The organism is Amycolatopsis jiangsuensis (genome assembly GCF_014204865.1).
Lineage (GTDB): Bacteria > Actinomycetota > Actinomycetes > Mycobacteriales > Pseudonocardiaceae > Amycolatopsis > Amycolatopsis jiangsuensis.
In genome coordinates this window covers 7,827,335-7,851,898 of the sequence record NZ_JACHMG010000001.1, presented here as the reverse complement: position 1 = coordinate 7,851,898, position 24,564 = coordinate 7,827,335, and the positions used below count along the sequence as shown (strand labels likewise).

The 24,564-nt window shown below is 67.3% G+C and carries 22 protein-coding genes; 8 read left to right on the top strand and 14 right to left on the bottom strand.

From position 1 onward, the window contains the following. Positions 1 to 183 precede the first annotated feature (183 nt). From BJY18_RS35190 to BJY18_RS38185, 3 genes are all read left to right on the top strand, one after another. Positions 184 to 339, top strand: a complete 156-nt coding sequence (locus tag BJY18_RS35190) for a hypothetical protein (RefSeq protein ID WP_184784136.1) — start codon at positions 184 to 186, stop codon at positions 337 to 339. A gap of 144 nt (positions 340 to 483) precedes the next feature. Continuing rightward, a complete protein-coding gene (locus BJY18_RS35185; protein WP_184784135.1) occupies positions 484 to 1,122 on the top strand; it encodes a helix-turn-helix domain-containing protein in 639 nt (212 codons plus the stop codon). A gap of 740 nt (positions 1,123 to 1,862) precedes the next feature. Beyond that, positions 1,863 to 2,342, top strand: a complete 480-nt coding sequence (locus tag BJY18_RS38185) for an MmyB family transcriptional regulator (RefSeq protein ID WP_184785043.1) — start codon at positions 1,863 to 1,865, stop codon at positions 2,340 to 2,342. On the opposite strand, the gene BJY18_RS35175 is transcribed toward BJY18_RS38185, so the two are convergent. The 8 genes from BJY18_RS35175 to BJY18_RS35140 form a co-directional block, all read right to left on the bottom strand. Next, positions 2,270 to 3,148: a TIGR03619 family F420-dependent LLM class oxidoreductase gene (locus tag BJY18_RS35175; RefSeq protein ID WP_221460234.1), complete on the bottom strand. Its 879-nt coding sequence runs from the start codon at positions 3,146 to 3,148 to the stop codon at positions 2,270 to 2,272. The genes BJY18_RS38185 and BJY18_RS35175 overlap by 73 nt on opposite strands. A 19-nt stretch (positions 3,149 to 3,167) precedes the next feature. Further along, positions 3,168 to 3,911 carry a YqjF family protein gene (locus tag BJY18_RS35170; protein ID WP_184784133.1) on the bottom strand — a complete coding sequence of 248 codons (744 nt, stop codon included), beginning with the start codon at positions 3,909 to 3,911 and terminating at the stop codon, positions 3,168 to 3,170. Then, the gene (locus BJY18_RS35165; RefSeq protein ID WP_184784132.1) at positions 3,911 to 4,837 is read right to left on the bottom strand and encodes a helix-turn-helix transcriptional regulator; all 927 of its coding nucleotides are present in this window, start codon (positions 4,835 to 4,837) and stop codon (positions 3,911 to 3,913) included. The genes BJY18_RS35170 and BJY18_RS35165 overlap by 1 nt, the downstream gene beginning before the upstream one ends. An 88-nt stretch (positions 4,838 to 4,925) precedes the next feature. Beyond that, positions 4,926 to 5,969 carry an NAD(P)-dependent alcohol dehydrogenase gene (locus BJY18_RS35160; protein WP_184784131.1) on the bottom strand — a complete coding sequence of 348 codons (1,044 nt, stop codon included), beginning with the start codon at positions 5,967 to 5,969 and terminating at the stop codon, positions 4,926 to 4,928. 189 nt (positions 5,970 to 6,158) lie between these two features. Next, positions 6,159 to 7,370: a response regulator transcription factor gene (locus BJY18_RS35155; RefSeq protein ID WP_184784130.1), complete on the bottom strand. Its 1,212-nt coding sequence runs from the start codon at positions 7,368 to 7,370 to the stop codon at positions 6,159 to 6,161. A 320-nt stretch (positions 7,371 to 7,690) separates the two neighbouring features. Further along, entirely contained in the window at positions 7,691 to 8,614 is a 924-nt protein-coding gene (locus BJY18_RS35150; RefSeq protein WP_184784129.1) for an alpha/beta hydrolase, read from the bottom strand. After that, positions 8,611 to 9,873 carry an MFS transporter gene (locus BJY18_RS35145; RefSeq protein ID WP_184784128.1) on the bottom strand — a complete coding sequence of 421 codons (1,263 nt, stop codon included), beginning with the start codon at positions 9,871 to 9,873 and terminating at the stop codon, positions 8,611 to 8,613. Before BJY18_RS35145 ends, BJY18_RS35150 begins: the two co-directional genes overlap by 4 nt. Before the next feature lie 98 nt (positions 9,874 to 9,971). After that, positions 9,972 to 11,195 (bottom strand): ROK family protein, encoded by a 1,224-nt coding sequence (locus BJY18_RS35140; protein WP_184784127.1) that lies wholly within the window; start codon positions 11,193 to 11,195, stop codon positions 9,972 to 9,974. Positions 11,196 to 11,389: 194 nt separating this feature from the next. Here BJY18_RS35140 and BJY18_RS35135 point away from each other — a divergent pair, with 194 nt between their 5' ends. Beyond that, on the top strand, positions 11,390 to 11,698 hold the full coding sequence (locus BJY18_RS35135; RefSeq protein ID WP_221458130.1) for a hotdog family protein: 309 nt from the start codon (positions 11,390 to 11,392) through the stop codon (positions 11,696 to 11,698). A 214-nt stretch (positions 11,699 to 11,912) separates the two neighbouring features. Here the strand turns inward: BJY18_RS35135 and BJY18_RS35130 are convergent, their stop codons facing one another. Continuing rightward, entirely contained in the window at positions 11,913 to 13,037 is a 1,125-nt protein-coding gene (locus tag BJY18_RS35130) for a sensor histidine kinase (protein WP_246460640.1), read from the bottom strand. 5 nt (positions 13,038 to 13,042) lie between these two features. Continuing rightward, positions 13,043 to 13,711 (bottom strand): response regulator transcription factor, encoded by a 669-nt coding sequence (locus BJY18_RS35125; protein WP_184784125.1) that lies wholly within the window; start codon positions 13,709 to 13,711, stop codon positions 13,043 to 13,045. A 359-nt stretch (positions 13,712 to 14,070) separates the two neighbouring features. Here BJY18_RS35125 and BJY18_RS35120 point away from each other — a divergent pair, with 359 nt between their 5' ends. The 4 genes from BJY18_RS35120 (at position 14,071) to BJY18_RS35105 (ending at position 18,255) form a co-directional block, all read left to right on the top strand. Then, positions 14,071 to 15,879, top strand: coding sequence for an ABC transporter ATP-binding protein (locus BJY18_RS35120; protein ID WP_312874070.1), 1,809 nt, complete (start codon positions 14,071 to 14,073; stop codon positions 15,877 to 15,879). 380 nt (positions 15,880 to 16,259) lie between these two features. Next, complete coding sequence (locus tag BJY18_RS35115) at positions 16,260 to 17,117, top strand: CE1 family esterase (RefSeq protein WP_184784123.1); 858 nt, start codon at positions 16,260 to 16,262, stop codon at positions 17,115 to 17,117. A 307-nt stretch (positions 17,118 to 17,424) separates the two neighbouring features. Then, positions 17,425 to 18,036 (top strand): TetR/AcrR family transcriptional regulator, encoded by a 612-nt coding sequence (locus BJY18_RS35110; RefSeq protein WP_184784122.1) that lies wholly within the window; start codon positions 17,425 to 17,427, stop codon positions 18,034 to 18,036. 30 nt (positions 18,037 to 18,066) lie between these two features. Next, a complete protein-coding gene (locus tag BJY18_RS35105; protein WP_184784121.1) occupies positions 18,067 to 18,255 on the top strand; it encodes a hypothetical protein in 189 nt (62 codons plus the stop codon). Between the two features lie 759 nt (positions 18,256 to 19,014). Here BJY18_RS35105 and BJY18_RS35100 read toward each other — a convergent pair. The 4 genes from BJY18_RS35100 to BJY18_RS35085 form a co-directional block, all read right to left on the bottom strand. Further along, entirely contained in the window at positions 19,015 to 19,944 is a 930-nt protein-coding gene (locus tag BJY18_RS35100) for an SAM-dependent methyltransferase (protein WP_184784120.1), read from the bottom strand. 399 nt (positions 19,945 to 20,343) lie between these two features. Beyond that, positions 20,344 to 21,834, bottom strand: a complete 1,491-nt coding sequence (locus tag BJY18_RS35095; protein WP_184784119.1) for a long-chain-fatty-acid--CoA ligase — start codon at positions 21,832 to 21,834, stop codon at positions 20,344 to 20,346. 97 nt (positions 21,835 to 21,931) lie between these two features. After that, positions 21,932 to 22,963, bottom strand: coding sequence for an alpha/beta hydrolase (locus BJY18_RS35090; protein WP_184784118.1), 1,032 nt, complete (start codon positions 22,961 to 22,963; stop codon positions 21,932 to 21,934). After that, entirely contained in the window at positions 22,960 to 24,498 is a 1,539-nt protein-coding gene (locus BJY18_RS35085; protein WP_184784117.1) for a flavin-containing monooxygenase, read from the bottom strand. The genes BJY18_RS35090 and BJY18_RS35085 overlap by 4 nt, the downstream gene beginning before the upstream one ends. Positions 24,499 to 24,564: the final 66 nt, after the last annotated feature.

Below are 24,564 nucleotides of genomic sequence, written 5' to 3'. Positions count from 1 at the left end.
CCGCACTCGCATACGGACTCACGCCTTTCCGCGCGCACGCGACGTCGGCACACGAATGTTCCAACCCCTCGAACACGCTCTCGATCTTGGCCTCCGGACGCCGTTGGATAGTCCATACCGGCGGGCACCGCCGGACGTGCCACCCGACCCGGCGCAGTCCGGGCCAACCGAAAGGAAACACCCATGAAGCGTTTCAGCCGCAAGGTCCGAATCGGATTCCTGGCACTGGCACTGCTCGGAGCAGGGTTCGGCATGGTCGAAGCGGCACAGGCATCCACTGCCGGCACCAGCCATGAAGCCGCGGGCTGCGCCGGGTTCCCGACCTATGCTTGTATCTGAACCGGGTGCCGGGGGTGGGACGCGGGCGCCGTGTCCCACCCCCGGACCGGTGAGAAACGGTTGAGATTCGGCGGAGCGTTCGCCGGCACGATGTCTCCTATGAGGACAGTGCAAGAACAGTCCCAGCCGGCTCTCGACAAGGCGATGCGCCTGTACGCTGAATTGTGCTCGTCCTGCGGGCCGACGCACCTGTCGGAACTGAGCCGGCGGACCGGTTACGCGAAATCGACCACGCACCGGCTGCTGAAAGCGCTCGGCTCGGCTGGTCTCATACGGCGCGAGAGCAACTCCTACACCGCCGTTGATCCACGCTCCGCCCGGCCGGCCGGGGACGAACGGCTGCGAGCACTCGCCCCGTTCGTCGGCGACCTGCGCTTGCACACCGGTCTGACCTCGAGCCTGGCCGTGCTCGACGGCAACGATGTCGTGTTCGCCCATCGCGTCTACGGCCACGACCATCCTCGTACGTCGAGCGACGCCACCGGACGTGCGCGGGCCGCGGATACGCTGACGGGTCAGCTGCTGACATCCGGCAAAACGGAGATGTGCACATCGGCGCGAAACTACCAAGGCATCACCTGCGTAGGAGTGCTTGTACCCGGCGACGGGCTTCCGGATGTCGCGTTGACAGTCAAGGGTTTCACAAGCCGGGTCGACCGGGAGCGCACGTTATTCTCCTTACACCGCGTCGCCGTCGCGATCACCCGGCAGGCACCGCACCGTGGCATGCGGCCGGGCCGGGAAAGGGCACCGCAGGGCAGTGCTCCATCTGTCACCAGATGAACGTGGCCGCGGTGTGTGCCGGCAGTGCGGTTAAGGACTCGTCGCCCGAGTTCACACGGACGCTCTGCTCGCTCGTGCCGGTCTGATAAGCGATCAGTGCTTTGGAACATCCAGGTTCCTCCACGCGACGTGGCGCACGGTGTGATTGTCGTTGTCGTTGGAGTCGATGCGCAATGCACCCGGTTCCACGAACTTCGTGAGGTGTCCCATTGTGTAGTACTCGATCGTGTAGTCGACCTGACCGTCTCCGCTGTTGACGTGACCAGCCCGGTGAGTTGTCTCATTCGCCGTTGTGTGGGTCGTGCCCCTGGTCCATGGCCGTGGACCACTTGACGACGCTGTGGGACCAAGCCGTGCCTGGCCATACCGTCGAAGTTCGGCAGCGTGTGGGCGGCCGCATTGTCCATCGTCGGCGCACCGAACTACGGGCACAGGTCCCAGTTCCAGTCCAGCGCGGACAGATTTGCTTTCTACATTCGCGGGCAGCAGCTTGTTCTTCGTGAAGTATGCCAGCCCCGAGCCGTCCCAGTTGGTGGAGGGCCAACGTTTACAGCGCGATCACCTTTCCATGCGGCAGGCACCCCACCTCCGGCGCGCGGGAACCAGGTGCCGCACGGCATGCTCCGTACCCTGGACCGGCTGCAGAACACCCGGACCAGATCGTCACCGCGCTCGTCGAGGCTCTGGTGCAGATCCCGCTCTCGGGTACGCTGTTCGACCACGCAACCCGCTAGAAAGGGCTGGATCGGAGCCTGCTCCACCGGTGGTTCACCCGGCCGGAGACCCACCGCATCTACCCGCCTGCCGATCATCCGAAGCACAGCAGGGCCATCGCCTGCGAGCTGCGCTCGGCCCCCACTCGGCTGGGGCCCGATGCACCGGCAGGCCGCATCGTCGCGCTCACCGGCCGGAGCGAGGAGTTCGCCGGTGCGTGGAGCGCCCATGATGCTGACGCCCACCACGAGGATTACCGGAAACGGACCCAGCCCCTCAAGACCGGCGCGCTGGACCTGGACTGTCACATGCTGTTCACCACCGATCATCCGCACACTCTGCCCGTCCACACCGCCGATTCCGAAGCCGACAGCCGCAAACTCGCCGAATTGGCGAAGTTGTCCCGCGCGATGACCGGAACAACCGTGGCCGGTCACCGTTGCCGCGCCATGAGCTCCAGCGCGAGATCGAGCGTCTCGTCCACTGAGGACGAAGCGAAGAGGTAATCCACCACCACCTCGTCCGCGCCGGCCTCCCGTACCCGCTCGACGCGTGCGGCGACCTCGCCGGGGCTCTCACCCGGGTCGACGTTGACCCGGACAGCACTCTGCAACGCTTGCGGATCGCGCCCCGCGTCATCCGCGGCGCGACGGGCCACTTCCCACAACGGCGCCAGGAACTCCTGCGGCACCCTGTCGAAACCCAGCCAGCCAACGGCACGACGGCCGATCCTGGCAAACGCGGGCGCACTGGCCCCACCGAGCCAGATCGGCGGCCCACCCGGCTGGACCGGCCGGAGGTCCACCCGGGTGGGCGGGACGGACACCGCTTGGCTCTCGAAGCTGACCGGATTCGTCGTCCACCACTTCGCCAGGAAATCAAGAATGTCGTCCAGCCGTCTGCCGCGCTGCGCCCACGACAGGCCGACTGCGTCGTACTCGTCGCGCATCCAGCTGAGCCCGAATCCGGCGTTCATCCGGCCGTCGCTCAGGAAATCCAGCGTGGTCAACGTCCGCGCCAGCTGCACCGGTTCGTGCACCGGGGCGTTGAGTGTGCTGAAGTTGAACCGCACCCGTTCGGTCACCGCGGCGGCTGTGGCCACCAGGGTGAACGGTTCTGCGCCGCGGGCGATCCGCTCGAGATAGGGCCGGTAGTCGCCGCCCGGGTAAGCGGTGTCCGGTGTGACCGGGGTGAAAAGACGGTCCCCGCACCAGAGCGTGTCGTACCCGATCTCCTCGGACGACGACGCGAACTTCCGCAGCCCGCGTGCGTCCGCCAACGCAGGGCCGTATTGCGGCAGAGCCAGCCCCATCCGCACTTTCGGTCTCCTTTCAGCAGTCCGGATCGACCGGCAGTGGTGTGCCGAACCGCACGGACACGCCCGGCGAGTACAGCACGCTCACCGGCTCCCGATCGAGCACGGCAACGCCTGCCGACTCGACCAGATTCTCGTCAAGGTCGAGCAGCCGGGCACGGTGCAGCGGCCACTCCTCGTGGTCATTAGGCAGATACCAGGTGCGCCCGCCGCACCGCACGTGCAGACCCCATCGCGCGGTCACGAACCGCTCGACGGCGGTGGGCTGCCGAACCTTCCCGGCCACCGACACCGAGGCCCGCACCGATGCAGTGTCCGGCCCGCTCTCCCGCCGCCGGCTCCGGTAGGACACTACCGAACCGGATCGCCATTGGCGCATCCGCGACCAGCGGTAGGGCAACCGCGTGCCGAGCCTGCCCACCAGGACCGCGAGCAGCCGCGCCGCGTCCAGTGACAGGAAGACCACACCTCGTCTGCCGTGCACATCGACCGAGTACAACCGGACGTTCACCTCGCAGAACGTCCGCAAGTAAGGCAAACCCGGTTCCCGAGGCAGCCGGACCCGCCGCATCCGGAAGAGCACGAGCCCAACGTAGGTGACCCCATCGGTCACGTCCGGAACAGTGCCCGCCGGCAGCCGTGCGGCGACCGAGGCCGGGTCCACCGCCCAATGCAGGAAAGAAACCCCGCACCAGTCCTGCAGCATCGTGCGCCGGTGCAGCCTGCGGGGCGACACCGGCGTGACGAACTCGGGAACCATCACGCCCTCGTTGCGCGCTCAGCCACCGGGCATCCGGCGGGCAGCGCCGCCAGCGGCGGAACCGACAATTGCAACGTCTGGAGCTTGTGCGCGCTGGCGCTGCCCGGCCATGCGTGGAACGAGACCAGGTAGCACTCCGGATCCGCGGGCAGCAGCATGCTTTCGTGCAGCAAGTCCAGCTCGCCAACCTCATCGTGGTACAAGATTCTCCTGCCGTGCGAAGGGTTCTCGACCTCCTGGCGGGCCCACATCTCGCGGAAGAGCGTGCTGCACGCACCGAGTCTCTCGACCAACGGGCCGACCTGGCGATCCTCCGGCTGCCGCCCGGCGTAACTACGCAGGTAACCGACGTACTCACCGGCTTTCGCTGCCCAGTCGACGAAAAGGCTCTGATAGCCGGGAGAGCAGAACAGAAACCAGCCCCAGTTGCGGCGGCACCCCGGCACCTGTTGCCAGTCCCCGAACAGCGCCGTGGCGGTGCGATTCCAGATGAGCAGGTCCCCACGTGGACCGGTGACGTAGGCCGCGCCCTCCATCGACTCCACCAAGCTGCGCAGCGACCGCAGCCGCCCCTCCTTGTGCACGCTGTGCGGCCGCTGCGGCGAGGACGAAGCGGCCCCGGCCAATGTGCTGAGGTGCGCGTGCTCGGTGGGATTGAGCCGCAGCGTCCGGGCCAGCGAATCGATGATCTCCGGAGAGACGTTCCGTGCGCTGCCCTGTTCCATCCGGATGTAGTACGCCACGGAAATGCCGACGGCGCTGGCAAGTTCCTCCCGGCGAAGCCCAGGCACCCGGCGGAAGCCCCCTTGCTCGGACAGCCCGACATCAGCCGGCTTCAGCCGGGCCCGCCGGTTGCGGAGGAAACTACCGAGGCCGACGTGGCTCTCGTCCGCGCTATCCGACCCGGCAGAGGCTTGATCACCCATCAGCTCCGCTCCACCATTCCGGCCGAACCGTGCCCTACCCGGATCGCCCGCAGCGGCGGCGAATCCGAGGCGGGCACGGTCGTCTCACTCACAGCTGCGCAGTGTCCATCACGAAACGGTAGCGGACCTCCGCGCGTTCCAGCTTCTCGAAAGCCTCGTTGATCTCCTCGGGACGGATCTGCTCGATCACCGCAGCGACACCGTGCTCGGCGGCGAAGTCCAGCATCTCCTGCAGCTGCGGTACACCACCGCTGGAAGAAGCCGCGTAGGACCGCCGCATCGGGATCAGCGACCAGTTGTCCAGCGAGATCGGCTCGTCCGGCGCGCCGACGTTGACCAGAGTTCCGTTGACCTTCAGCAGATTCAGGTACGCGTCGAAGCCGATCGCGGACGAAATCGTGCACAGGATGAGATCGAACTGCCCGGCAAGCCGATCGAATGTCGCGGGGTCGTTGGTCGCGTAGTAGTGATCGGCACCGAGCCGGAGACCATCCTCCTTCTTGCCCAGCGTTCGCGACAACACGGTCACATCGGCGCCCAGCGCATGCGCGAACTGGACCGCGACGTGCCCGAGCCCGCCCATTCCGAGCACCGCGACCTTGGTCCCCGGGCCTGCGTTCCAGTGCCGCAGAGGCGAGTAGGTGGTGATTCCGGCACACAGCAACGGCGCCGCGACGTCCAGCCCCAGCCCCTCCGGCACCCGCACCACGAAGTGCTCATCCACGACGATGGCGGTGGAGTAGCCGCCCTGGTTCGGGTTTCCGTCGGGATCCCGCGAGTTGTAGGTGGGCACGACACCGCTGCCGGTGCAGTACACCTCCAGACCGGACCGGCAGTTCTCGCACTCGCGACAGGAATCGATGTACGTGCCGACACCCACTCGGTCTCCGGGGGCGAATTTCGTGACTTCGGCACCGACCTCGGTGACAAAGCCGGTGATCTCGTGCCCCGGTACCATCGGATAGACACCGGGCCCCCAGCCGTCCTGGGTCTGGAACACATCGGTGTGGCACACACCGCAGTACTTGATTTCGATACGCACGTCCTGTGGCCCGACCGCACGCCTTCCGATGGTCATCGGCTCCAGCGCCGCTTTGACCGACGGAACACCGTAGGCGGAAACATTCGGCATTTCAGAACTCTTTTCACCTCAGGCTACGGGAATACAGCCGGACCGCTGCGCCAGCCACCCTCTCCCACTGCGCGGGGACCCACCAGTACTCGCCAGGCATACCATCCCGGTTAGCACTACCGGCCACCCCAAAGGCAGCCTTCACGAATACTGATACCCAGGGTGGCTTTCCGCGCTGCCGGTGGCAAGTCACCGTGGCCCCGAACCGCATTGTGAAAGCCGGCTGAAATGTTGCCCGTGCCGATCCCCGATAAGGGCATCGACCGGTCCGGCGGCGGACGGCGCCAGCTGCGCACCGTAGACCGCGCAAAGCGCGAGGGCGTAGCTGAGCGTGGTGGGGCGGTGGGCCCCGCGGTCACGGTGCACCAGTCCCAAGCACGCTTGGACCTCTCCCTCGGGCCCGACCTGCACCGGGAGGAACAATCCGGACCGGAAGTTCTCCTCCCTCAGCACCGTGGAGGTCCGGCGATAGCCGCCCGCGGAGGGGAACTGGACCGGCCGCCCGGTGGCGACCGCCCGGCTGCTGGCGAGCCCTGCGTCCGACAGCCCCACCTCGCCACAGGCCCGCACCCAGTCTCCGGACATGCCCTGGTGGGCGCGGACCACCAAGCGGCCGTCCAGCACCTGGTGCAACGCGGCACCATCGGCGACTCCGGCGCCGATGACGCCCTCGACGAGCCGCGTCGTACGCTCGGCGTCGTTTTCGGCGCGCGCCAGGTCCGTCGCGGCCTTCGCGAGCGCGTCGAGCCAGCCTCGCCCCGGTTCGTCGGTGACGCCCGCCCGGTCCTCGTCCGGCACCTCGACCACGGGCACGGCGAAGCGGTAGCCGTGCCCGCGGACGGACTGCACGAACCGGGGCCGCCGTGCGTCGTCGCCGAGCTTGCCCCTCAGCCGGGTGACGTAGATGCGCAACGTGTTCAGGCCCGCCGGCTCGCCGAGGCCCCACACCTGCGCGAGGATCGCCTCCGGGGCGAGCAGACGCTCCGGATGACGCATCAGGTAACTCAGCAGGTCGAACTCGGTCGGAGTGAGCCGGAGATCCTGCTCGTCGAGCCGGGCACGTCGCCGCCAGACGTCGACCGCGAGCCGTCCCGCGAGGAGATAGCGGGTGGTGGGCGCCAGCCGCTCGTCAGTGCGCCGGACGACCGCGTAGGTGCGGGCGAGGATCTCCTCGTCCGTCGTCGATGACGACAGCACGGTGTCGGCGCCTGCCGCCAACGCGGTCAGTACTCCGCCCGTCCCGAGATCTCCCACGACCACCACGGGCGTGCCCGTCATCGCGCGAACCGCGGAGACCAGCCGCACCACCCATCCGGTGTCGTCGGTGAGCACCATCAGCGCGGCGGCCCGGTGCACCGACACCGCCCAGCTCACCCGGTCGGCATCGTCCTCGCGCAGCATCCGCCACCCACTACACAGACCGGACCTGACGAGCCCGCCGGCAGCAGCACGGCGATCCGGCGCGACCAGCACCACCGGCCGGGCCGGCGCGGGGCATCGCACACCCTCGGCCGGGCTGCTACCCGTATCCGCGCTCACACCCATAAGCTCTCCTCCCCGATTGATCCGGCACCGCGCACTCCTCGCCGGACCGTGATCGCCGAGTGGATCGGCTGAACCGGCCCGTGCACGGAGCAGGCCATCCGACTCAGGTTGATCGATCAACCTTAAAGCTCTCCCGCCACGACACCTCCACGGGCATCTCCGCGCTCCCCGGCCACCTAAGCGAGATTGACCTTCAGGAAATCGTCGACGAGATCAAGTACCGCCGGCTGCCAGAAAGCGGGCCCGGCGTGATCCGAACCCCGCAACTGGTAAAGCTCCACCGGGTGGCCTGCGTCACTCAACGCGGAGAACAGCAGCGCACTTTGCCCGAACGGAACCACGCGGTCCTTACTGCCGTGCACGATCAGCATGGGTGGCGGCGTCACTTCCCCGCCGAGGTGGCTCACCGCGACCGTCGGCGCCACCAGATCCGGGTTCTCGAGCACGTTCCGGCCGCCGATCAGCATTCCTTCGGGACTGTCCGGTGCGACGTGGTCCTGGATCGAGGGGTCCTCGTTCATCCGGGAGATGTCCGTGGGGCCGTAGTAGTCGACGACACACCGCAGTCCGAGCTCGTCGCCCACTGGTTCGTCGCTGTATTCCCGATCGTTCAGGGTAAGGCAGGCGAGCACGGCGGTGTGCCCACCGGACGAGTCGCCCCACATGGCCATCCGAGCGGTGTCGATGTGGTACTCGGCAGCGTGCCCACGCAGGAACCGGACGGCGGTTTTCGCGTCCTTGACCTGTGCTGGGAAAGCTGCGACAGCCGACGAGCGGTACTCGACGACGGCCACCACGTAGCCACGCCGGGTGAACTCGGCCAGCGCCGGAAGCACCCGGCCGAGGTCCTGCTTCCGCCAAGCCGATCCCGGGACGAAGACCACGCACGGGAACGTCTGCGGGACATCCTCCTCCCAGGTCGGCGGCAGAAGGATCTGCAACGTCAGCGGATGACCGTCCTTCTCCGCGTACGGAACTCCCAGCAGCGCGGTGCCGTAAACCGGGGTGGGATCGGCCGCAAGGACCTTCATTCCCACCGGATCGGCCGTGCTGTGCGGAAATTCCGCGAGCGGGACCACCCGCGGCGGAACGACTGTCATGTGGACGCACCCTCCACCTCGGCAACCTGCCCAGCCACCATCGATCCGCGTCTTTCGGTCCGGTAGAAGACCGTCGCCGCGATGGCCACCGCCGCGGCCACCACTGCTCCAGTGAGCAATTGCCCGGAAGCGGAGGTACTGCCGGTGATCCGTCCTGTGAGAGTGAAGAAGTAGGGGGCGGCGAAGACACCGATCGATGCCCCGGTGTACAGCACCGCGGTCACCAGTGCCGAGGTCTTCAGCGTGGCCTGCTCGTTCATCGTCGTGATCGCGAACGGCATGTAGCTGCCGAAGCCGAGTCCGGTGAGGACCGCGCCGGCGTGCAGGACGACGAGATCGTGCGCCACACCGGCGCAGACGAGGCCGGCGGTGAGGAACACGAGGCCCGTGGTCACCGTCCAGACGCGAAGCCGGGAGAACACGAAGCCGAAGGCGATACCGGCCACAATGGACGCGACACCGGAACTCGTCATCACCAGGGACACCCCGGCTCCGTCCGTGAGGTGCCGTTCGTCGACCGCGAGGAACGGCACGGCGACGATCAATGCCTGGTACCCGACGGTCATGAACATCATGAGAACCGCTGCGGGCAACGTCCCGCTGGGGATCGCCCGCCGCCCGCTCAACAGCGCACCGCGTCGACCCGAGGAGGCCTGCCACTCACCTGCCGTCACCGGCGACCGCACCTTCTCCGGTTCGGCGAGGAACCGCCAGAGCAAAGTGAAGATCACGAGCGCGGTCAAGTAGACCAGGAACGCGGCCTGCCACCGGAAAGTCATCAGTGCGGCGACGGCCACGCTCCACACCACGTTCCCGATGCCGACCATCGAACTCTGCCAGCCCATCATCCTGCCGCGTTCCCGGCCACGGTAGAAGTCCGCATTCAGGCTCGAGGTCAACGGCTGCAGCAAACCTACCCCGACACCTACGAGCAAACGCGCCGCCATCACCACCGTGAAATTCCCCGCCGGGATGAGGGCCAGCGGAGCCACCCCGCCCACTACGACGAGCAGGACACCGGCGAGCATCAGGGCCCGTTTCCCCACGCTGGCCGCCAACGCACCCGCCGCCAGTGTGGCGACGATGCCCGCCAAGGCGGGCATCGTGACGAAGCTCTGCACCGCCGAATGGCTCACCCCGGGGAACTCCCGGGTCAGGTAGGGCAGGGTCGGCGAGACCGCCCCCGCCTCGGAAAGCAGCAGAGAAGCGGACAGCAGCGAGACCTTGAACATCGGCGATCGCGGATTCGGTGGCTGCACCCCGCAAAGCTAAGTGCCTACACCTAGATAAGTCAAGCCCTGACTTAACTAGCTGACTTGCTCGTACGGGGCGAAGCGAGCCGGACGGCGAACGGTGCTCAGCGCGGTGTGTACGCGGTCATCGGTGGGACCACGCGCGGGTTTGCCAAGACGCGTTCCCGCAAGGTCAGCCACGCGCCTGTCTGGGGCGAACGGTCCCCGAACCGAGCCGCTTCGACTTTCGGCCAGAAGCGGGGGTTGACCCGCGCCCGGGAGACTGCGAGGGCGTTCACCGGCTCCAGCAGCCAGTCTCGGAACAGGGCGAGATCGCCACCGAGCACGACCGCGCCGAGGTCGGTGAGGTGACTCATCGTGCTGACCGCCGAGGCCAGTGCGTCTCCCGCGTCCGCGAGCACGGCCAGCGTCCGTTCGTCCCCCGCATTCGCTTTCGCGACCAGAAGGCGGCTCGCTTCCCCTGCGGCGGAGGGTTCCGGTGGCATCCCGAAAACCCGGCCTGCCAGCGCGACCGTGCCCAGGTACAGCGTCAGGCAGCCCCGTGCGCCGCAGGCACACTCCGGCCCGTCCTTGTCGACCACCACATGGCCGACCTCGCCGGCCAATCCGTGCTGACCACGGAATAACTGGTTGTCGAGGACGAGCCCACCGCCAACCCCCAGCGGACCGGAGAAGACGTAGGCCATCACGTGTGGACTGACAGCCGGTGGCAGCGCCTGGTACTCCGCGAGCGCGCCGAGCCTGCCGTCGTTGAACACCGACAAACAATGCGGGTAGCGCAGCAGCGGTGCGAGTTCCGCCTGAAAATCGATGTTGCGCAACCCGAGGTCAATGGAGTCGGTCATCACGGAATCGGCCGCCACGGTGCCGGGCACGATCAGAACCGTCCCGAGAACGTACGCGTTCCGATCGGCGGCTGCGGCGTCCCAGGCTTCGTCGAGGCCCTCGGCCAGCGTCGTCAGCAGCGCCGAGCTCCCGTGGGCGCGCTCGTCGTAGGTCCGCCTCCGGCTCCAGCGCGGCTGCCCCGAGAGGTCTGTCACCTCGAGCTCGACGGCCCCCGGCACGACGGTCGCGACCAGTCCGACGACCCGCCGGGAATTCAGCCCGACCACGCGCTGCGGCCTACCCCGCGTGGAGACCAGGTCCCCCGGCTCGACGAGCAGGCCGCGGGAAAGCAGATCCGCCACGATAGACGTCACGCTTCCGCTGACCAGTCCGGTGGCCCGGCGGATGTCGGCTCGCGAGCTGACCCCTGCCTCGGCCACCTGGCGCAGGACCAGCGAGGTGTTGTGGCGGCGGACATCAGCGGTGTCGGCAGGGGAGGCCATGTGCTCGATTGTGCTGTATCCGGCCGCGCGGAGCCCCCGGGCCTCGATCACCAGCCCCAGAGGCAGCCGTGAGCAGTCCCGCGCATCCGCAACGGTGCCACTGCCAATGGTGGCAACCCGGGGTAGCGGGATTCCGGAAATTGCGGGCGCCGGTCAGTGCACCGGTGCGAACCATTCCAGGAGATACTGTCGCCATGACGGACCTGTACAGCGGCACGAGACTGCTGGGCAGCCAGGACTTCGCCGTACCGGTCGAACATCGGTACTTCGAAGACAACGATCCCGGCGCGGTTTACGAGTACGGCCACCTCCCGGTTTCCGAGGAAACGATCCTCCGGTCCGCCGGAGAATTCGACCCACAGCGCAGGCACGACGTGGAAGCCGCCCGAACCGGGCCGTTCGGCGGGATCATCGCCTCCGGGTGGCACTCGGTGGTACTCATCATGCGGATTTTCGTCGACCATCACCTCTCGCACGTGGCCAGTCTCGCATCGCGGGGTTGACGAGGTGCGGTGGTCGGTACCACCGCGCCCCGGCGGCAGTGTGGCACTACGGGCGACGGTCGTCGAAGCCCGCGCCGCACAGTCCAAACTCGACCGCGGGATGGTCTGCACCCGAGCCGAACTGTTCAACCAGGACGGTCACTGCCCGGCATGCCTGCTGGCCACGAACTTCCTGCGGCGCATACCGCCGACAACCCGGTGGCCGACGAGGCGGTCAGCGCCGCGCGAGCGGAATCTCGACGGCGACGGTGAGGCCGCCGCGCGGGTTGGCCTCCGCCGTCACCTTGCCGTCGTGGGCGGTGCTGATGGCGCGAACAATCGAGAGGCCGAGGCCGCTTCCCGTGCTCGCGCCGGTCCGTGGCGTGCCGCCACGCTGGAAAGGCTCGAACAACCGGCCGACGTCTTCGGCAGGCACGACCGGGCCGGTGTTGCACACTTCCAGCCGGCCGTGCTCCCCTGCGACGCCCACCCGCACGGACACCGTGCCACCCGGATTGTTGTAGCGCACCGCATTCTGGACGAGATTGCCGATCAGCTGGCTGAGCAGCAGCTCATCGCCGAGCACTGTGCACGAAGCTGTGCGCACATCGAACGTCACGACGCCCGCTGGGGATTCCTGCAGTACGTAGACGGCCACCTGGTCCAGCCGGACCCGCTCCCGGTGGCGGAGTTCCTGTTCACCGCGAGCCAGTTGGAGCAGCCCGCTGATCAAGTCGATCGATCGGTCGTTGATGCGCAGCAGTTCGTCCCTCGCACGCTGCACGTCACCCGGTTCCGCGGAGGAGAGCCCGACCTGGATCACCGTCCTGGTCACCGCAAGCGGGGTCCGCAGTTCGTGCGAAGCGTTGGCGATGAACCGTCCCTGCACCTGAAAGGCATCATCGAGCCTGCCGAGCAGGTCGTCAAAGGTGTCCGCGAGCTCCTTGAGCTCGTCGTGCGGACCGGCGAGGGCGATGCGCTTGTGCAGGTTCGCGGTGGAGAGGCTCTGTGCCTGTGCCGTCATCAGGTGCACCCGGCGCAGCAGCCGACCACTCAGCCACCAGCTGAGCACTCCGGCGATGGCGCCCAATACCACGAACGTCAGCAACGACAGCACCAGCTGGCTCGTCATGAGGTCCCCCAGTGCCTCGCCGGTGCTCACGGGCTGGGACCGGGTGGTCGCCGCGGAGGTGCCGGGGACCGCTCCGGTCGGGGCGGTGACGGGTGCCTTTGGCGCCACCGACCGTTGCGCGCGGACGATGCCATTGCGGTTGAACACGTACACGAGACCGACCACGACCAGGCTCGCGACGAGGAACAGTCCGGTGTGGATGAGGGTTAGCCTGGCTCGCAGCGTCATCCGCTTCACGAACCCGCACCACGCAACCGATAGCCGACCCCGGCGACAGTCTCGATCACCTGTGGGTCGTCGAGCTTGCTCCGCAGCCGGGACATCGTGATGCGCACCGCGTTGGTGAACGGATCGGCGTTCTCGTCCCACACTCCGCTGAGCAGTTCCTCCGCGCTGACCACCGCACCGCCTGCCGCCATCAACGCATGCAGCACGCCGAACTCCTTGCGGGACAGAGAGACGTGCCGACCGCTCTGCATCACTTGCCGCAGCCCGATATCGAGCACGAGGTCTCCGTGGCGCAGCACCGGTGGTGTCGCCGGCCCGGTCCGGCGGCCGAGCGCATCAACGCGGGCAACGAGTTCGTCGAAGTCGAACGGTTTGGCCAGGTAGTCGTCCGCACCAAGGCGCAGGCCCGCGACCCGATCCCGCACGTCCCCCATCGCAGTGAGCATCAGGATTCGCACCCGCAGCCCCTCGGCGGCGAGTTCCCGGCACACGTCGTCGCCGTGCTTACCGGGCAGATCCCGATCCAGCACCACCACGTCGTATTCGTCGACGGCAAGCTTCTCCACCGCGACCAGGCCGTCCGGGGCAATGTCCACCGCCATCGCCTGCCTGCCCAGCCCGTCGGCGATGAACGCCGCCAGCACGGGTTCGTCCTCGACCACGAGCACACGCATAACCGACCTCCGTTGTACCCGGCTCACCTTCGCACAACAGTTGTTTCATCCGCATATCGGTGTTCCGAGACGCTCGTGAAACAAGCCGCTCCGTAACGTTCCGAACTGTCACCGCCACCCGGCGGCCGACACCTCCGAAAATCGAGAACGAGGTATGATCATGGCCAAGTCGATCCCCGCAATCCCGGGTCTGTCGCCCCGCAGCGTTCCGGCCCTTCCGCCGATCGGCCGCACGCCGGCCCTGCCCTCCACCGGCCACCCGGTGCCCCGCACGCCGGCGAGTTCCAAGCGCTGACGCGCGGCTGGGGCCCGCGGCGGCGTACCGCCGCGGGCCCCGCTCCGGTAGACCATCGAAGGGAGTGTGCACAGTGGACCCAGCTACGCCGGCACTGGCAACCCGTGTCGTGTTTCGCCGGTTCTGGCCGCTGACCCGAGGCAATCGGCGGTGGCTGGTGGCAGGTGCACTACTGCTGATCTGTTCTGCTGCCTGTGATTCGGTGGCGGTCTCGATGTTCTCGACCGTTGTGGACAGTGCGCTCGGGGCCGGCGACCTCACCGCGCTCTGGACGCCGGCCACATGGTGGGCCGGCGTCGCGGTATTATCCGGCGTCTTCGTGTTCGGGGGCGAATACCTGACCGCCCGGTCCGGCGAGCGCTTCCTGCTGCGCCTGCGGACCCGGGTCTTCGGTCACCTGCAAAGGTTTTCGCCGGACTTCGTCGAACGTCGACGGCACGGAGATTTGCTCGCCCGGCTCACCGACGACCTCGACACCGTGGAGCGGTTCGTCAGCTCGGGCCTGGTGCATGTGGTCACGTCGCTGTTCAGCGTGATCTTCTTCACCTGCTACGCGCTGTACCTGAGCTGGGAACTGGCGTTGGCGGCGTTCGTCATCGCACCGCTGTTCGCGGTGATCACCCGGCAGTTCGCCCGGCGCATCAACGACCGGTCACGGGAACAGCGCGCGCTGAACGGCGAGCTCACGGCGATCCTCGGCGAGGACCTGGCCAATGCCGCTGTCGTGCAGGCATACAACCGGCAGCAGAGCGAGGAACGGCGGCTGTACGCGGCAGGGGTCCGGTTGCTGAAGACCAATGTGGCGATCTCCAGGCTCAGCGCGCTCTACTCACCTGTGGTGCACCTGGCGGAAACGGTCTGCGTGCTCGGCGTCATCGCACTGGGCACCTGGGAAGTCGCCGCCGGCAGGCTGACCCTCGGTGGGGTGCTGGCGTTCGCCGCAATCCTGTCCTTCGTCTACGGCCCGCTGCAACAGCTCGGCCAGCTGCGGGTGATGGTCTCGGCCGCCACCACAGGTTCGGAGCGGATCGTCGAGCTGCTGGACGAGCTGCCCTCGCCTGCCGACCTGCCCGGAGCCCGGCCGTTGGGCCGCGCCGAGGGCCAGCTGCGCCTACGGTCGGTGACCTTCAGGTACCCCGGCGCGCGACGACCCGCTCTCGACCAGGTCACCACCGAAATCCGGCCGGGAGAACTCGTGGCGATCACGGGTGCGAGCGGAGCCGGAAAGTCGACCGTCACGAAACTCCTGCTCCGCTTCCTCGACCCGGACCGTGGTGCGGTCGAGCTGGATGGTGTCGACCTGCGCGCGCTGACCCTGGAATCGTTGCGCCGTAACGTGGCCCTCGTCCAGCAACGAACGCTGCTCTTCCACGGCACCGTCCGGGACAACATCGCCTACGGCGCAGTGACGACCGGTCACCGCGAGGTCGTCCACGCGGCGATGGCGGCGGACGCCCACCAGTTCATCATTGCCCTGCCGAACGGGTACGACACCATCATCGGCGAACACGGTCACGGCCTGTCCGGCGGACAGTGCCAGCGCATCGCGATCGCCCGTGCGATGGTGGCGAACGCACCGGTACTTGTGCTCGACGAACCGACCGCGAGCCTCGACGACACCACCGTCGAACGCCTACTGGTGCCATTGCGCCGCCTGGCCTCCGGCCGTACCACGCTCCTAATCACCCACGACCTGCGCCTCACCGCCATCGCCAATCGAGTACTGGTCATGGCCGACGGCCATGTTGCCGAGCGCCTCCCGGCGGCAAGTTCTCCACCGCAGCCGATCCACGCCGACCGGGGTGCAAGCCCCGGCGGTGTACGATGGTCCGGCGCCGGGGACCCCCGCGCCGGTTTCCCCATGTCTCCGTAGGCGATCGACCGCAATTGCGGTGGGCAGCTTCGCAGAACGTTCGCGGTGATTTTGCGCCTCACCGGATCCGGCTGCCGCCGCCTCGAAACAGGGCGCGCACATCGGCCCAACAGGTCAGGATTCACTCCACCGCGTCGAACGCTGCCACCGAAGCCAAGATTTTCGGCACCCGGGCGGGCAGGACGCACCAGGCCAGTTCCGGAGGAGGCCAGGATGACCGCATTTGCGCACCCTCCGTCACGAATGCTCTACTAGCCAGCGAAACGGTGAAGGGATCTGACATGAAAGCCCGTCTGACGCAAACGGCAGTGGCGACTCTGTGCATTCTGGCCACAAGCCCAGTTCCTTCGATCGCGTCGGTTCCGGCGCCCCCTCACGAAGTGGATTCGGGATGCGGCAGCGGGCACACCGAAGCGGACCTGCCCGCGACAATCGGTGACGGCCGCGGATACCGTCACCATGCCCCGCCCGGGTACACCAGTGACCAGCCGCTGCCACTGATTCTCGCATTCCACGGCGCGAACGGCGGTCCCGCCGATCTCGAGGATTACACCGGGCTCGACAAGGCGAACGCACTGGTCGTCTACCCCGAAGGCCGTCGCTACGACGGCGAACACCGCACCTGGCCACCCGGCGACCGGTTCCCGTCCGCAGCGGACCGCGATCGGGACCTCGACTACGTCAAGGCACTCGTGGCGGAAACAGAAAGCACCCTGTGCGTCGATACCTCGAAAATCTACGCCACCGGGAAGTCGGCCGGCGGCGGCTTCACTTACCTGCTCGCTTGCAAGGCGCCCGACCTGGTGTCCGCGATCGCGCCGGTGGCCGGAGCGTTCTACCGGCCGGGCAGTGAGCATCACGGTGTCCGGGACTGCGGTTCCGGGCCCCGGCGCATCCTGGAATTCCACGGCGACGACGACAGCGTCATCGACTACGCCGGCACCGACCGATCCCGCCCGATCCGCACCACTGCGGGCGAGGACAACGAGGGATGGATCGATGAATGGGTCCGACGGGACCAGTGCGGTGCGGAGGATCCGGCCGGCCAGGAACCCGCGGACATCCACCGCCACAGCTGGACCGCCTGCGCGGACGACACGGAGGTGGTCCACTACCGGGTACTCGGCGGTGACCACAACTGGCCCGGGTCCGAACACTCCAGCGGTCCTGGCACCCCGACGCAAAGCATCTCCGCCACCGACGTCATCCTCGACTTCTTCCACGTCGACCACACTTGAGTAGACGAGAGTGGTGCACACGCACGCCGAGATCGAGATTCCCCCAAGGTACCGTCCGCATAGCGGCGGCGAGGTCGTATGTTGATACGCTGCGCGCGACTCGTGCCCCTCGTACGCCGGTTGGCACAGTCCGGAGAGCTCTCACCGAGCAGCCATTTCGCTGCACAGTTTCGCACTGCCCACCATCATCGCATCCGACTGCCGACGAGTGATCCACGCTATTTGTACGAATGGCGTTGGTACCAACCACAGTAATACCCGGATCACTGGAACTCAATGCATCCGGGAAGTACTGTTCAGATGAATCATGGCGATCAGAGAAAGCTCCGACGGCACGCGGGCCGAGTTCGTCCGTGTCGCAGCCCTGCTGATCGCCGAAAACGGAATTGATCGGTTCTCCGTGTCCGCAACGGCGCGTCGCGCCGGATTCTCGGCCGCGGCTCCCTACCGTCACTTCCCCGATCGCGTGGCGTTGCTCGCCGCGGTGGCCACCTCGGCGGCGCGTGAACTGTACGAACTCGCCCGGCGATGGGCCAAGGAGGAACCCGATCCGGCGGGACAGGCGGCGGCGATCGCCGCCGCCCACACTCGGTATCTCATCGACCACCGCGTCGGGATGGATGTCTTCTTCGCCGCCACCTTCGAGTCCCCGAGCTTCAGCGAATTGCACCGGGAACGTCGCAATCTGGTCAACGTGTTATTGGCACCGTGCGAGATGCTGTGCCGGGAGCACGAAGAGGCCGTGGAGTTGGTCGGCCAGCTCCACGCCCAATCACACGGATTCGGGGCGCTGTTCCTTTCCGGCTGCTACGGCCACCGACGGGACGTTGTGGTCGCCAAGGCGAAGTCCGCGGCGCAAACGATGGTGGCAGCACACTCACGCACCGCACCCGACCGGTTCCCCCTCGCGAACGGTTGAGCACTTACCGCCGCGAGTGACTACGTCGACGTGCAGATCTCCTGCGACGGCGTCACCGAGGAGGTCAACGATCCGTACGCGGCCCTGGCTCGTACCGCGGTGCGCGCCATGGAACGCCTGCGCAGCGCGGGTCTCACGGGTTTCAAGCTGACCGTGGCGGCCAATCGTCAGAACACCGGGCAGCTGGACGGGTCCAAGACGATCGCCGTTTCGCCGTAGTTCTCGCGGAACACGCGATCTCGGTAAGTAGTCCCGCATCCCGCAGGACACGTTTCGAGGGGGCCCATCTTTTCGCTGCCCAGTACGTTTTCGGTGCGATCTGCGTACCCGCGTCGTTCAAGGCTGCGCAGACCGGCTCGGCCCCGAGTCTCTTCACCTCGACAACACGCTCGCGGTGGCCATCGATATAGTCGATGACCACCGCGAGCGAAACCTCCCGCCGATCAGAGGAACCGTCATGGGTTATGTGGTCTTGCGGTCTAGCTCCGCGGCAGGGAAAAACGCCGATGCCGTTTTCAGGATCTCGCTCGCCCGACGCAACTTGCGCACCTCGCGTTCCAGCCATCCGCGCCGCATCGTCGCTGGTGCGACCGGGCGCCGTGCCGGCGTCGATCTCGGCGCTTGCCCCATGTCCGCAACGCCTCCGGGTGCACGTCCGACTGGCCCGCGATCCAGCGGATCGCCGCCATCCGCTGCCCTCGGCCGCGATCGCGTCCAACGTCACCCGTGTCGCCCGCTCACGCAGCTCATCGCTGTACTCCTTCGGTGCCGGCATGCTCTGCATCCTCTCCGGAATCAGAGCCTGCACAGAATCCGGGGCGCATCAGGCCAACGGGCGGGCCCCGCCGGTCGTCGGTAAAGTGCTGGCGAGCGCGCGGAGCAGCCCAGGTTCTTGACCAGGCGAACGCCAGTCGGCGCTGAGGTGTTACGCGTGCGACCTGACCTTGCGATTGAGGTTCGCGTCCCCGTGATCGCAATTCAGGCACGGCGACCGCGGGGACGCTCAGCAACGGAGACCTGCCGCAGCGACGTTGACGGCCTCCGGCCGCCGGACAGCAGCCAGACCGGTACTCCGCGCGTCCAGTCGGTGAACACCGCCGGCACTTTCCTCCTGCTCGCGGCGATTTCGCTCGCCACGTCGGTCGAGCTGCAGCTCCACCCGTAGCGACACAGCCACTCCGCCGGAGGCTCCGCAGGACCCGAACGGACCAGCGACGCCATCGCAGCGGCCGCGGCTCGGTCCGTCTCGAGCGTGGTGAGCGCCGCGAAGATCGCGGCGTCTGGGAACCGGGCCGGGTATTCCGTCGCGATCGAGCCCTCACCGCGGGTCTGCGCGGTGATCACGGACAGCAGACGATCGCTCTCGATCCTGTCAAGGTACATCAGCAGACCTTCTGCCACCCAGAGGATCGGCTGGTCGGTGCGCAGCCCCGCGTCGATCAACGCGCTTGACCAATCTTCGCGCAAGTCGGCCGGGACGATTACCCGTCGGCAGCTCGGCGTGGCCCCGATCCGGTCGAGATTCTCCTGCTTGAACCGCAACACAGGATCGGAATCCACTTCGAACACCGTGGTGTCGTGTGGGAGGGCCAACCGGAATGCCCGGGCATCGAGCCCCGCGGCCAAGAGCACGACCTGCCGCACACCCCGGTCGACGGCATCGAGAAGCTGTCGGTCGTAGAATGGGGTCCGGCCGGCGAAGTACTCGCGGAACGACACCCACAGCTCCGACGGGCCGTCGGTACGAGCCATGCCCAACGGCAGCAGTGCCGCGCCGGCGGATCCGGTCACCGATTCGACGAAGACCCGGGCGATCGGGTCGTCGAACCGCCGATCGGCTCGAACCGTCTCCTCCGCCCTGGCGTAGGCCGTGAGCAGTGCGGTAGCTCCCACACCTTCGATGGACATCCCCGTGACACCTCTGTTCGGACTGGACGTGGTTCTCGGTGGCCGGTCACGGCCCTTGAGACCTCGATACCACGACCAAGGTTTCGGCGAGATTTCGTTCGATAGCGAGGACCGGTGACGCCGGCAAGTCGACAATCGTGGAGCTCTGCTCCGGTTCCACGATCCGGTCGCGGCACGATCGCACTCGACGGTGTCGACCTGCGGGCGATGACCCTGGAGTAGGGTCGCCGCCCCGCAACGTCGCGTTCATCCTACAGCCGATGTTGCTCTTTCCATGGCACGATTCGGGACTATAACGCCTACAGCTCCCGGTCGGCCGGGGCCGGAAGGTCGTGCACGCAGCGCTGACGGCCGACTCTCCCTCCGTCGCTGAGCGCGATTCGGCTGGTGCCGCGCGCATCAGCTCTCGCCGGGCGGCGAAACCTCACGCCGCAGGATCTTTCCGGTGGCCCCCTTCGGCAACGAGTCCATGAGCCAGACCTGGCGCGGGTACTTGTAGGCGGCGAGGCGGTCGCGGACGAACGCGCTCAGTTCGGCCGGCTCGGCCGAGGCTCCGGGTTTGAGCGCGACAGCGGCACCGACTTCCTCGCCGAGGTCGTCGTGCGGTATGCCGACGACCGCCGTCTCGGCCACCGCCGGATGCTCGTAGAGCACTTCCTCGACTTCCCGCGGGTAGACGTTGTACCCGCCACGGATGATCACGTCCTTCTTGCGGTCGACGATCGTGAGGTAGCCGTCATGGTCACGGGTCGCGATGTCGCCGGTACGGAACCAGCCGTCGGGGATCGCCTCCGCGGTCGCGTCCGGACGCCGCCAGTAACCCTTCATGACGTTCTCCCCGCGGACGGCGAGCTCACCGGGCTCACCGACTGGGAGATCGGCACCGTCTTCATCGACGACTCGGATCTCGCAGCCCCGCACAGGGAAACCGATCGTGCCCGGTTTGCGCTCGTGTCCCGGCTGGTTGAAAGAGGCGACCGGAGAGGTCTCGGAAAGGCCGTACCCCTCGTAGATCGCGCAGTCGAACCGCTTCTCGAACTCGCGCAGAACTGGCACCGGCATGGCGGACCCGCCGGTGATGCAGGTACGCAGCGAGGACAGGTCGGCCACATCCGCGTCGGCGTGGTGCAGCATCGCCGCGTACATCGTCGGCACCCCTTCGAAGACCGTGACCCGGTCGCGCGCGACCATAGTGAGGGCTTTCGCTGCGTCAAACCGCGGCAACAGGGTCAGGCAGGACGCGCCGAGTACCGAGGCGTTCAGGCTGCACGTGAGTCCGAAGACGTGGAACAGGGGCAGACAGCCCATGATCACGTCGTCCGGGCCGGTGGCGAGCAACGTCTCGCGAGTGGTGCGGGCATTGCTGCTCAGGTTGCGGTGCGTCAGCTCCGCGCCCTTGGGCGTGCCGGTAGTCCCCGAGGTGTAGAGGATGACGGCCGTGTCCTCGTCTGCTCGAAGCACCGCGGCACCGTGTCGGCCGGCTTCCGGAAGCTCGAGACCGAACTCGTCGGTGGCGACATACGGGATGCCCACGGCGGCCGCAGCTTTTGCCGCTGCGTCGCCTCCTCCGGCCCAGCCGTAGACCAGCGATGCCTGCGAGTCACCAAGGTGGAACTGGACTTCTCGGGCCTTGAGCAGCGGGTTCATGGGCACGACGACAGCACCCGAGTACAGGATTCCGTAGAATAGCACCGGAAACGCGGGCAGGTTCGGCACCACGAGACCGACCCGGTCCCCCGGCCGGATTCCACGGCGATCCAAGTCTGCCGCCACCGCGGCCGCGGCCGAGTGCAGCTCGTGGTAGGTCATCCTGCGCTCATCGAGCCGGACCGCGGATCGATCGGGGTGCTGGCGCGCGGTCTCCGCGAGAGCGGCGGCAAGGTTCGTCATGAAATCCTCCGAAATCGTGCTTCGCGGCCGGACGCGGAAACCTCCGGCCGGGCAGGTGTGGCCCGCGAGCGCGCGTGGTGCGATCGCGGGCCACACCTCAACTCGCGCTGGGGACCTCGTCCGATTCGGCCGGCTGCCCGGTCTCGGCACTCGCGGTGGATGCCGTCAGTAGACCGGGTAGCTCGCGGGACGCCCGGCTCGCGGCAGCCCGCGCGTGGCGGTCGATGAGCAGCTGCATAAACCCATGCGGGAGGCGCGTGAAGCGTTCGTTCCGAACCGGCACACCGAACTTCACCAGCCGTCGGGCGAGTGCTTCGCCCTGGTCCCGCAGCGGATCCATGCCCGCGGTGGCCACGTAAGTCGGCGGCATGCGATCCAGCCGCTCGTGCCTGAGCACCGACACCCGCCCGTCTCGCTGGTCGGCGGCCACCGGCGCGTACTGGGTGAGCATGTCCCGCGCGCAGGCGGTGCTCAGGAGCGGTCCGGAACCGAACAGGCTCGCGGAAGGCCACTCGCCTAACTCCGCATCGACAAACGGGTACACCAGCCACGCCGCCCGCGGCGAGACGGCGTCGTCCGCGGTTTCCAGGCACACACCGGCGGCGAGATTGGCACCCGCGCTGTCGCCACCGACGCCGATACGCGAGGGGTCCGCTTTCAGTTCGGCGGCGTGTGCCACGGCCCAGCGGAACGCAGCGACACTGTCGTCGAGCGGAACCGGGAATCGGTACTCCGGCGCCTTGCGATAGTCGATCGCCAGGACTCGGCACTGCCCTTCACGGGCCACGAACCGGCAGGTGTTGGCGTGGGAAGCCACCGAACCGAGGACGAACCCACCGCCGGGGCAGTAGACGAGCAGCGCCGAGTCGGCGCCGACGCCCCATGGCGTGTACAAGCGAGCGGCGAGGTGGGTGCCGCCGGCCCCGTCGACCACCAGGTCCTTTTCGGACACGCCCTGGCGCTGATCACCACCCACGGTCGCAAACACCGCGTCCAGGATGCCACGAGCCGTCGCCGAAGGATGCCGGGCGACCGCGTGCAGGATCGGCGCGGTGGGCCCGGCCAGGTTGGCCAGGAATAGACTGAGCCGCTGGCCGTCGGCTCGTTTCAGTCCGGATCGTGAGCTCATGCCGACACCAACTTCGAGGACGAGGAAACCGATGCTGTCCGCAGCTCGTAGCTCTCGACGTCGAATCGGCGCAGCATGGTGCTGTACGCGAACATCGACCTCGGCCAGAGCACGCTGGGCGCGCCCGAGGCGTCTTGGTACCAGCTCTGGCAGCCACCGAGGTGCCAGACGGAGCCTTCGAAGTCGCTGAAGATCTCCTTCATATAGGCATTGAGGGCGTCCTCGCGGACCTCGAAGCTGTCCTTACCCTCGGCGTCGAGCGTGCGCAGCGCGTCGACGACATAGGTCGACTGCGCTTCCATCTGCCAGATCATGGAACCGTGACCGAGCCCCGAACCGATACTCGCGAACCGGAACATGTTGGGGAATCCCACGCACGTGGTGCCCCGGAAAACGTGCGGCTGGTCGCCCCACGCCTCGGCGAGCGAACGCCCGTCGCGGCCGTGCACGCGGTGCGCGATCGGGGCGTCGAAGACATGGAATCCGGTGCCCATCACGATGACGTCGACCTGGTGGTCGCGCCCGTCCGCCGTGCGGACTCCGGTCGGGGTGATCCGCTCTACTCCGTCGGTGACGACGTCGACGTTCGGCTTGGTCAACGTCGAGTACCACTTGTTCGACATGAGGATGCGCTTGCAGCCGAGCTCGTAGTCCGGTGTCAGGCGGCGCCGTAGCTCCGGGTCGCGGACCTGGGCACGAAGCATCGCCCTGGTGACGGCCGTGACGAGGGTCCGGTTGAACTTGTTGCGCCGCATGAGCGGGTAGTGGCCGAGCTCGCGCGAAGCCGTCTGATTGGCACGCAAGCCCTTCGCCAGCGGAGGCAGGAACTTCAGCAGGCCCCGTTCCAAGGCGCCGATGTGCCGGTCCAATTTCGGCGAGACCCAGGGGGCCGTGCGCTGGAAGACCACCAGACGATCCACATTCGGCTGCAGCTCCGGCACGAACTGCACGGCCGACGCGCCGGTGCCGATCACAGCCACCCGCTTGCCGACGAGCGGAGTGTCGTGGTCCCAGCGTGCCGAATGAAAGAGCGTGCCTCCGAAGCTTTCGATACCTTCAATGTCCGGCATGGACGGTTCGACAAGCGGGCCGGCGCAATCCAGCAGTACCTGCGCTTCGACGACGCTGTCCGCAGTCGTGAGCACCCAACGGTGGTGCTGGTCGTCCCAAGAGGCGTCGAGCACCTCCGAATTCAGGCGTAGGTTGTCGCGGAGGCCGTACTTGTCGGTAATTCCCTTGAGGTACTCGTGAATCTGCGGCTGCCGGCTGAAGGAACGCTTCCAGTCCGGGTTGGGTTCGAACGAGTACGAGTACAGGTGCGACGGTGTGTCGCAGGCCGCTCCGGGGTAGACGTTGTCCCGCCACACCCCGCCGACGTCCCCGGCCCGCTCGAGGATCACGAAGTCGGTGTAGCCCGCCTGCTTGAGATTGACCGCCGCGGCGATCCCACTCAGTCCGGCTCCGATGATCGCCACCCGCGTCGTCGTGGACGACGCGTCGGCATTCTTCTGCACTCGGCGTCGAGTCGTGGTCATGTTCATCCCCTTCGATGAGCATTCAGCAGTCACTCGAAGGTAAAGACACGACCACTCGGAGTCTCT

Coding starts and splice junctions, on each gene's coding strand:
- BJY18_RS35190 (WP_184784136.1), top strand. CDS start 184: ATGAAGCGTTTCAGCCGCAAGGTCCGAATCGGATTCCTGGCACTGGCA.
- BJY18_RS35185 (WP_184784135.1), top strand. CDS start 484: ATGCGCCTGTACGCTGAATTGTGCTCGTCCTGCGGGCCGACGCACCTG.
- BJY18_RS35175 (WP_221460234.1), bottom strand. CDS start 3,148: ATGGGGCTGGCTCTGCCGCAATACGGCCCTGCGTTGGCGGACGCACGC.
- BJY18_RS35170 (WP_184784133.1), bottom strand. CDS start 3,911: ATGGTTCCCGAGTTCGTCACGCCGGTGTCGCCCCGCAGGCTGCACCGG.
- BJY18_RS35165 (WP_184784132.1), bottom strand. CDS start 4,837: ATGGGTGATCAAGCCTCTGCCGGGTCGGATAGCGCGGACGAGAGCCAC.
- BJY18_RS35160 (WP_184784131.1), bottom strand. CDS start 5,969: ATGCCGAATGTTTCCGCCTACGGTGTTCCGTCGGTCAAAGCGGCGCTG.
- BJY18_RS35155 (WP_184784130.1), bottom strand. CDS start 7,370: ATGCTGCGCGAGGACGATGCCGACCGGGTGAGCTGGGCGGTGTCGGTG.
- BJY18_RS35150 (WP_184784129.1), bottom strand. CDS start 8,614: ATGACAGTCGTTCCGCCGCGGGTGGTCCCGCTCGCGGAATTTCCGCAC.
- BJY18_RS35140 (WP_184784127.1), bottom strand. CDS start 11,195: ATGGCCTCCCCTGCCGACACCGCTGATGTCCGCCGCCACAACACCTCG.
- BJY18_RS35135 (WP_221458130.1), top strand. CDS start 11,390: ATGACGGACCTGTACAGCGGCACGAGACTGCTGGGCAGCCAGGACTTC.
- BJY18_RS35130 (WP_246460640.1), bottom strand. CDS start 13,037: ATGACGCTGCGAGCCAGGCTAACCCTCATCCACACCGGACTGTTCCTC.
- BJY18_RS35125 (WP_184784125.1), bottom strand. CDS start 13,711: ATGCGTGTGCTCGTGGTCGAGGACGAACCCGTGCTGGCGGCGTTCATC.
- BJY18_RS35110 (WP_184784122.1), top strand. CDS start 17,425: ATGGCGATCAGAGAAAGCTCCGACGGCACGCGGGCCGAGTTCGTCCGT.
- BJY18_RS35100 (WP_184784120.1), bottom strand. CDS start 19,944: ATGTCCATCGAAGGTGTGGGAGCTACCGCACTGCTCACGGCCTACGCC.
- BJY18_RS35095 (WP_184784119.1), bottom strand. CDS start 21,834: ATGACGAACCTTGCCGCCGCTCTCGCGGAGACCGCGCGCCAGCACCCC.
- BJY18_RS35090 (WP_184784118.1), bottom strand. CDS start 22,963: ATGAGCTCACGATCCGGACTGAAACGAGCCGACGGCCAGCGGCTCAGT.
- BJY18_RS35085 (WP_184784117.1), bottom strand. CDS start 24,498: ATGACCACGACTCGACGCCGAGTGCAGAAGAATGCCGACGCGTCGTCC.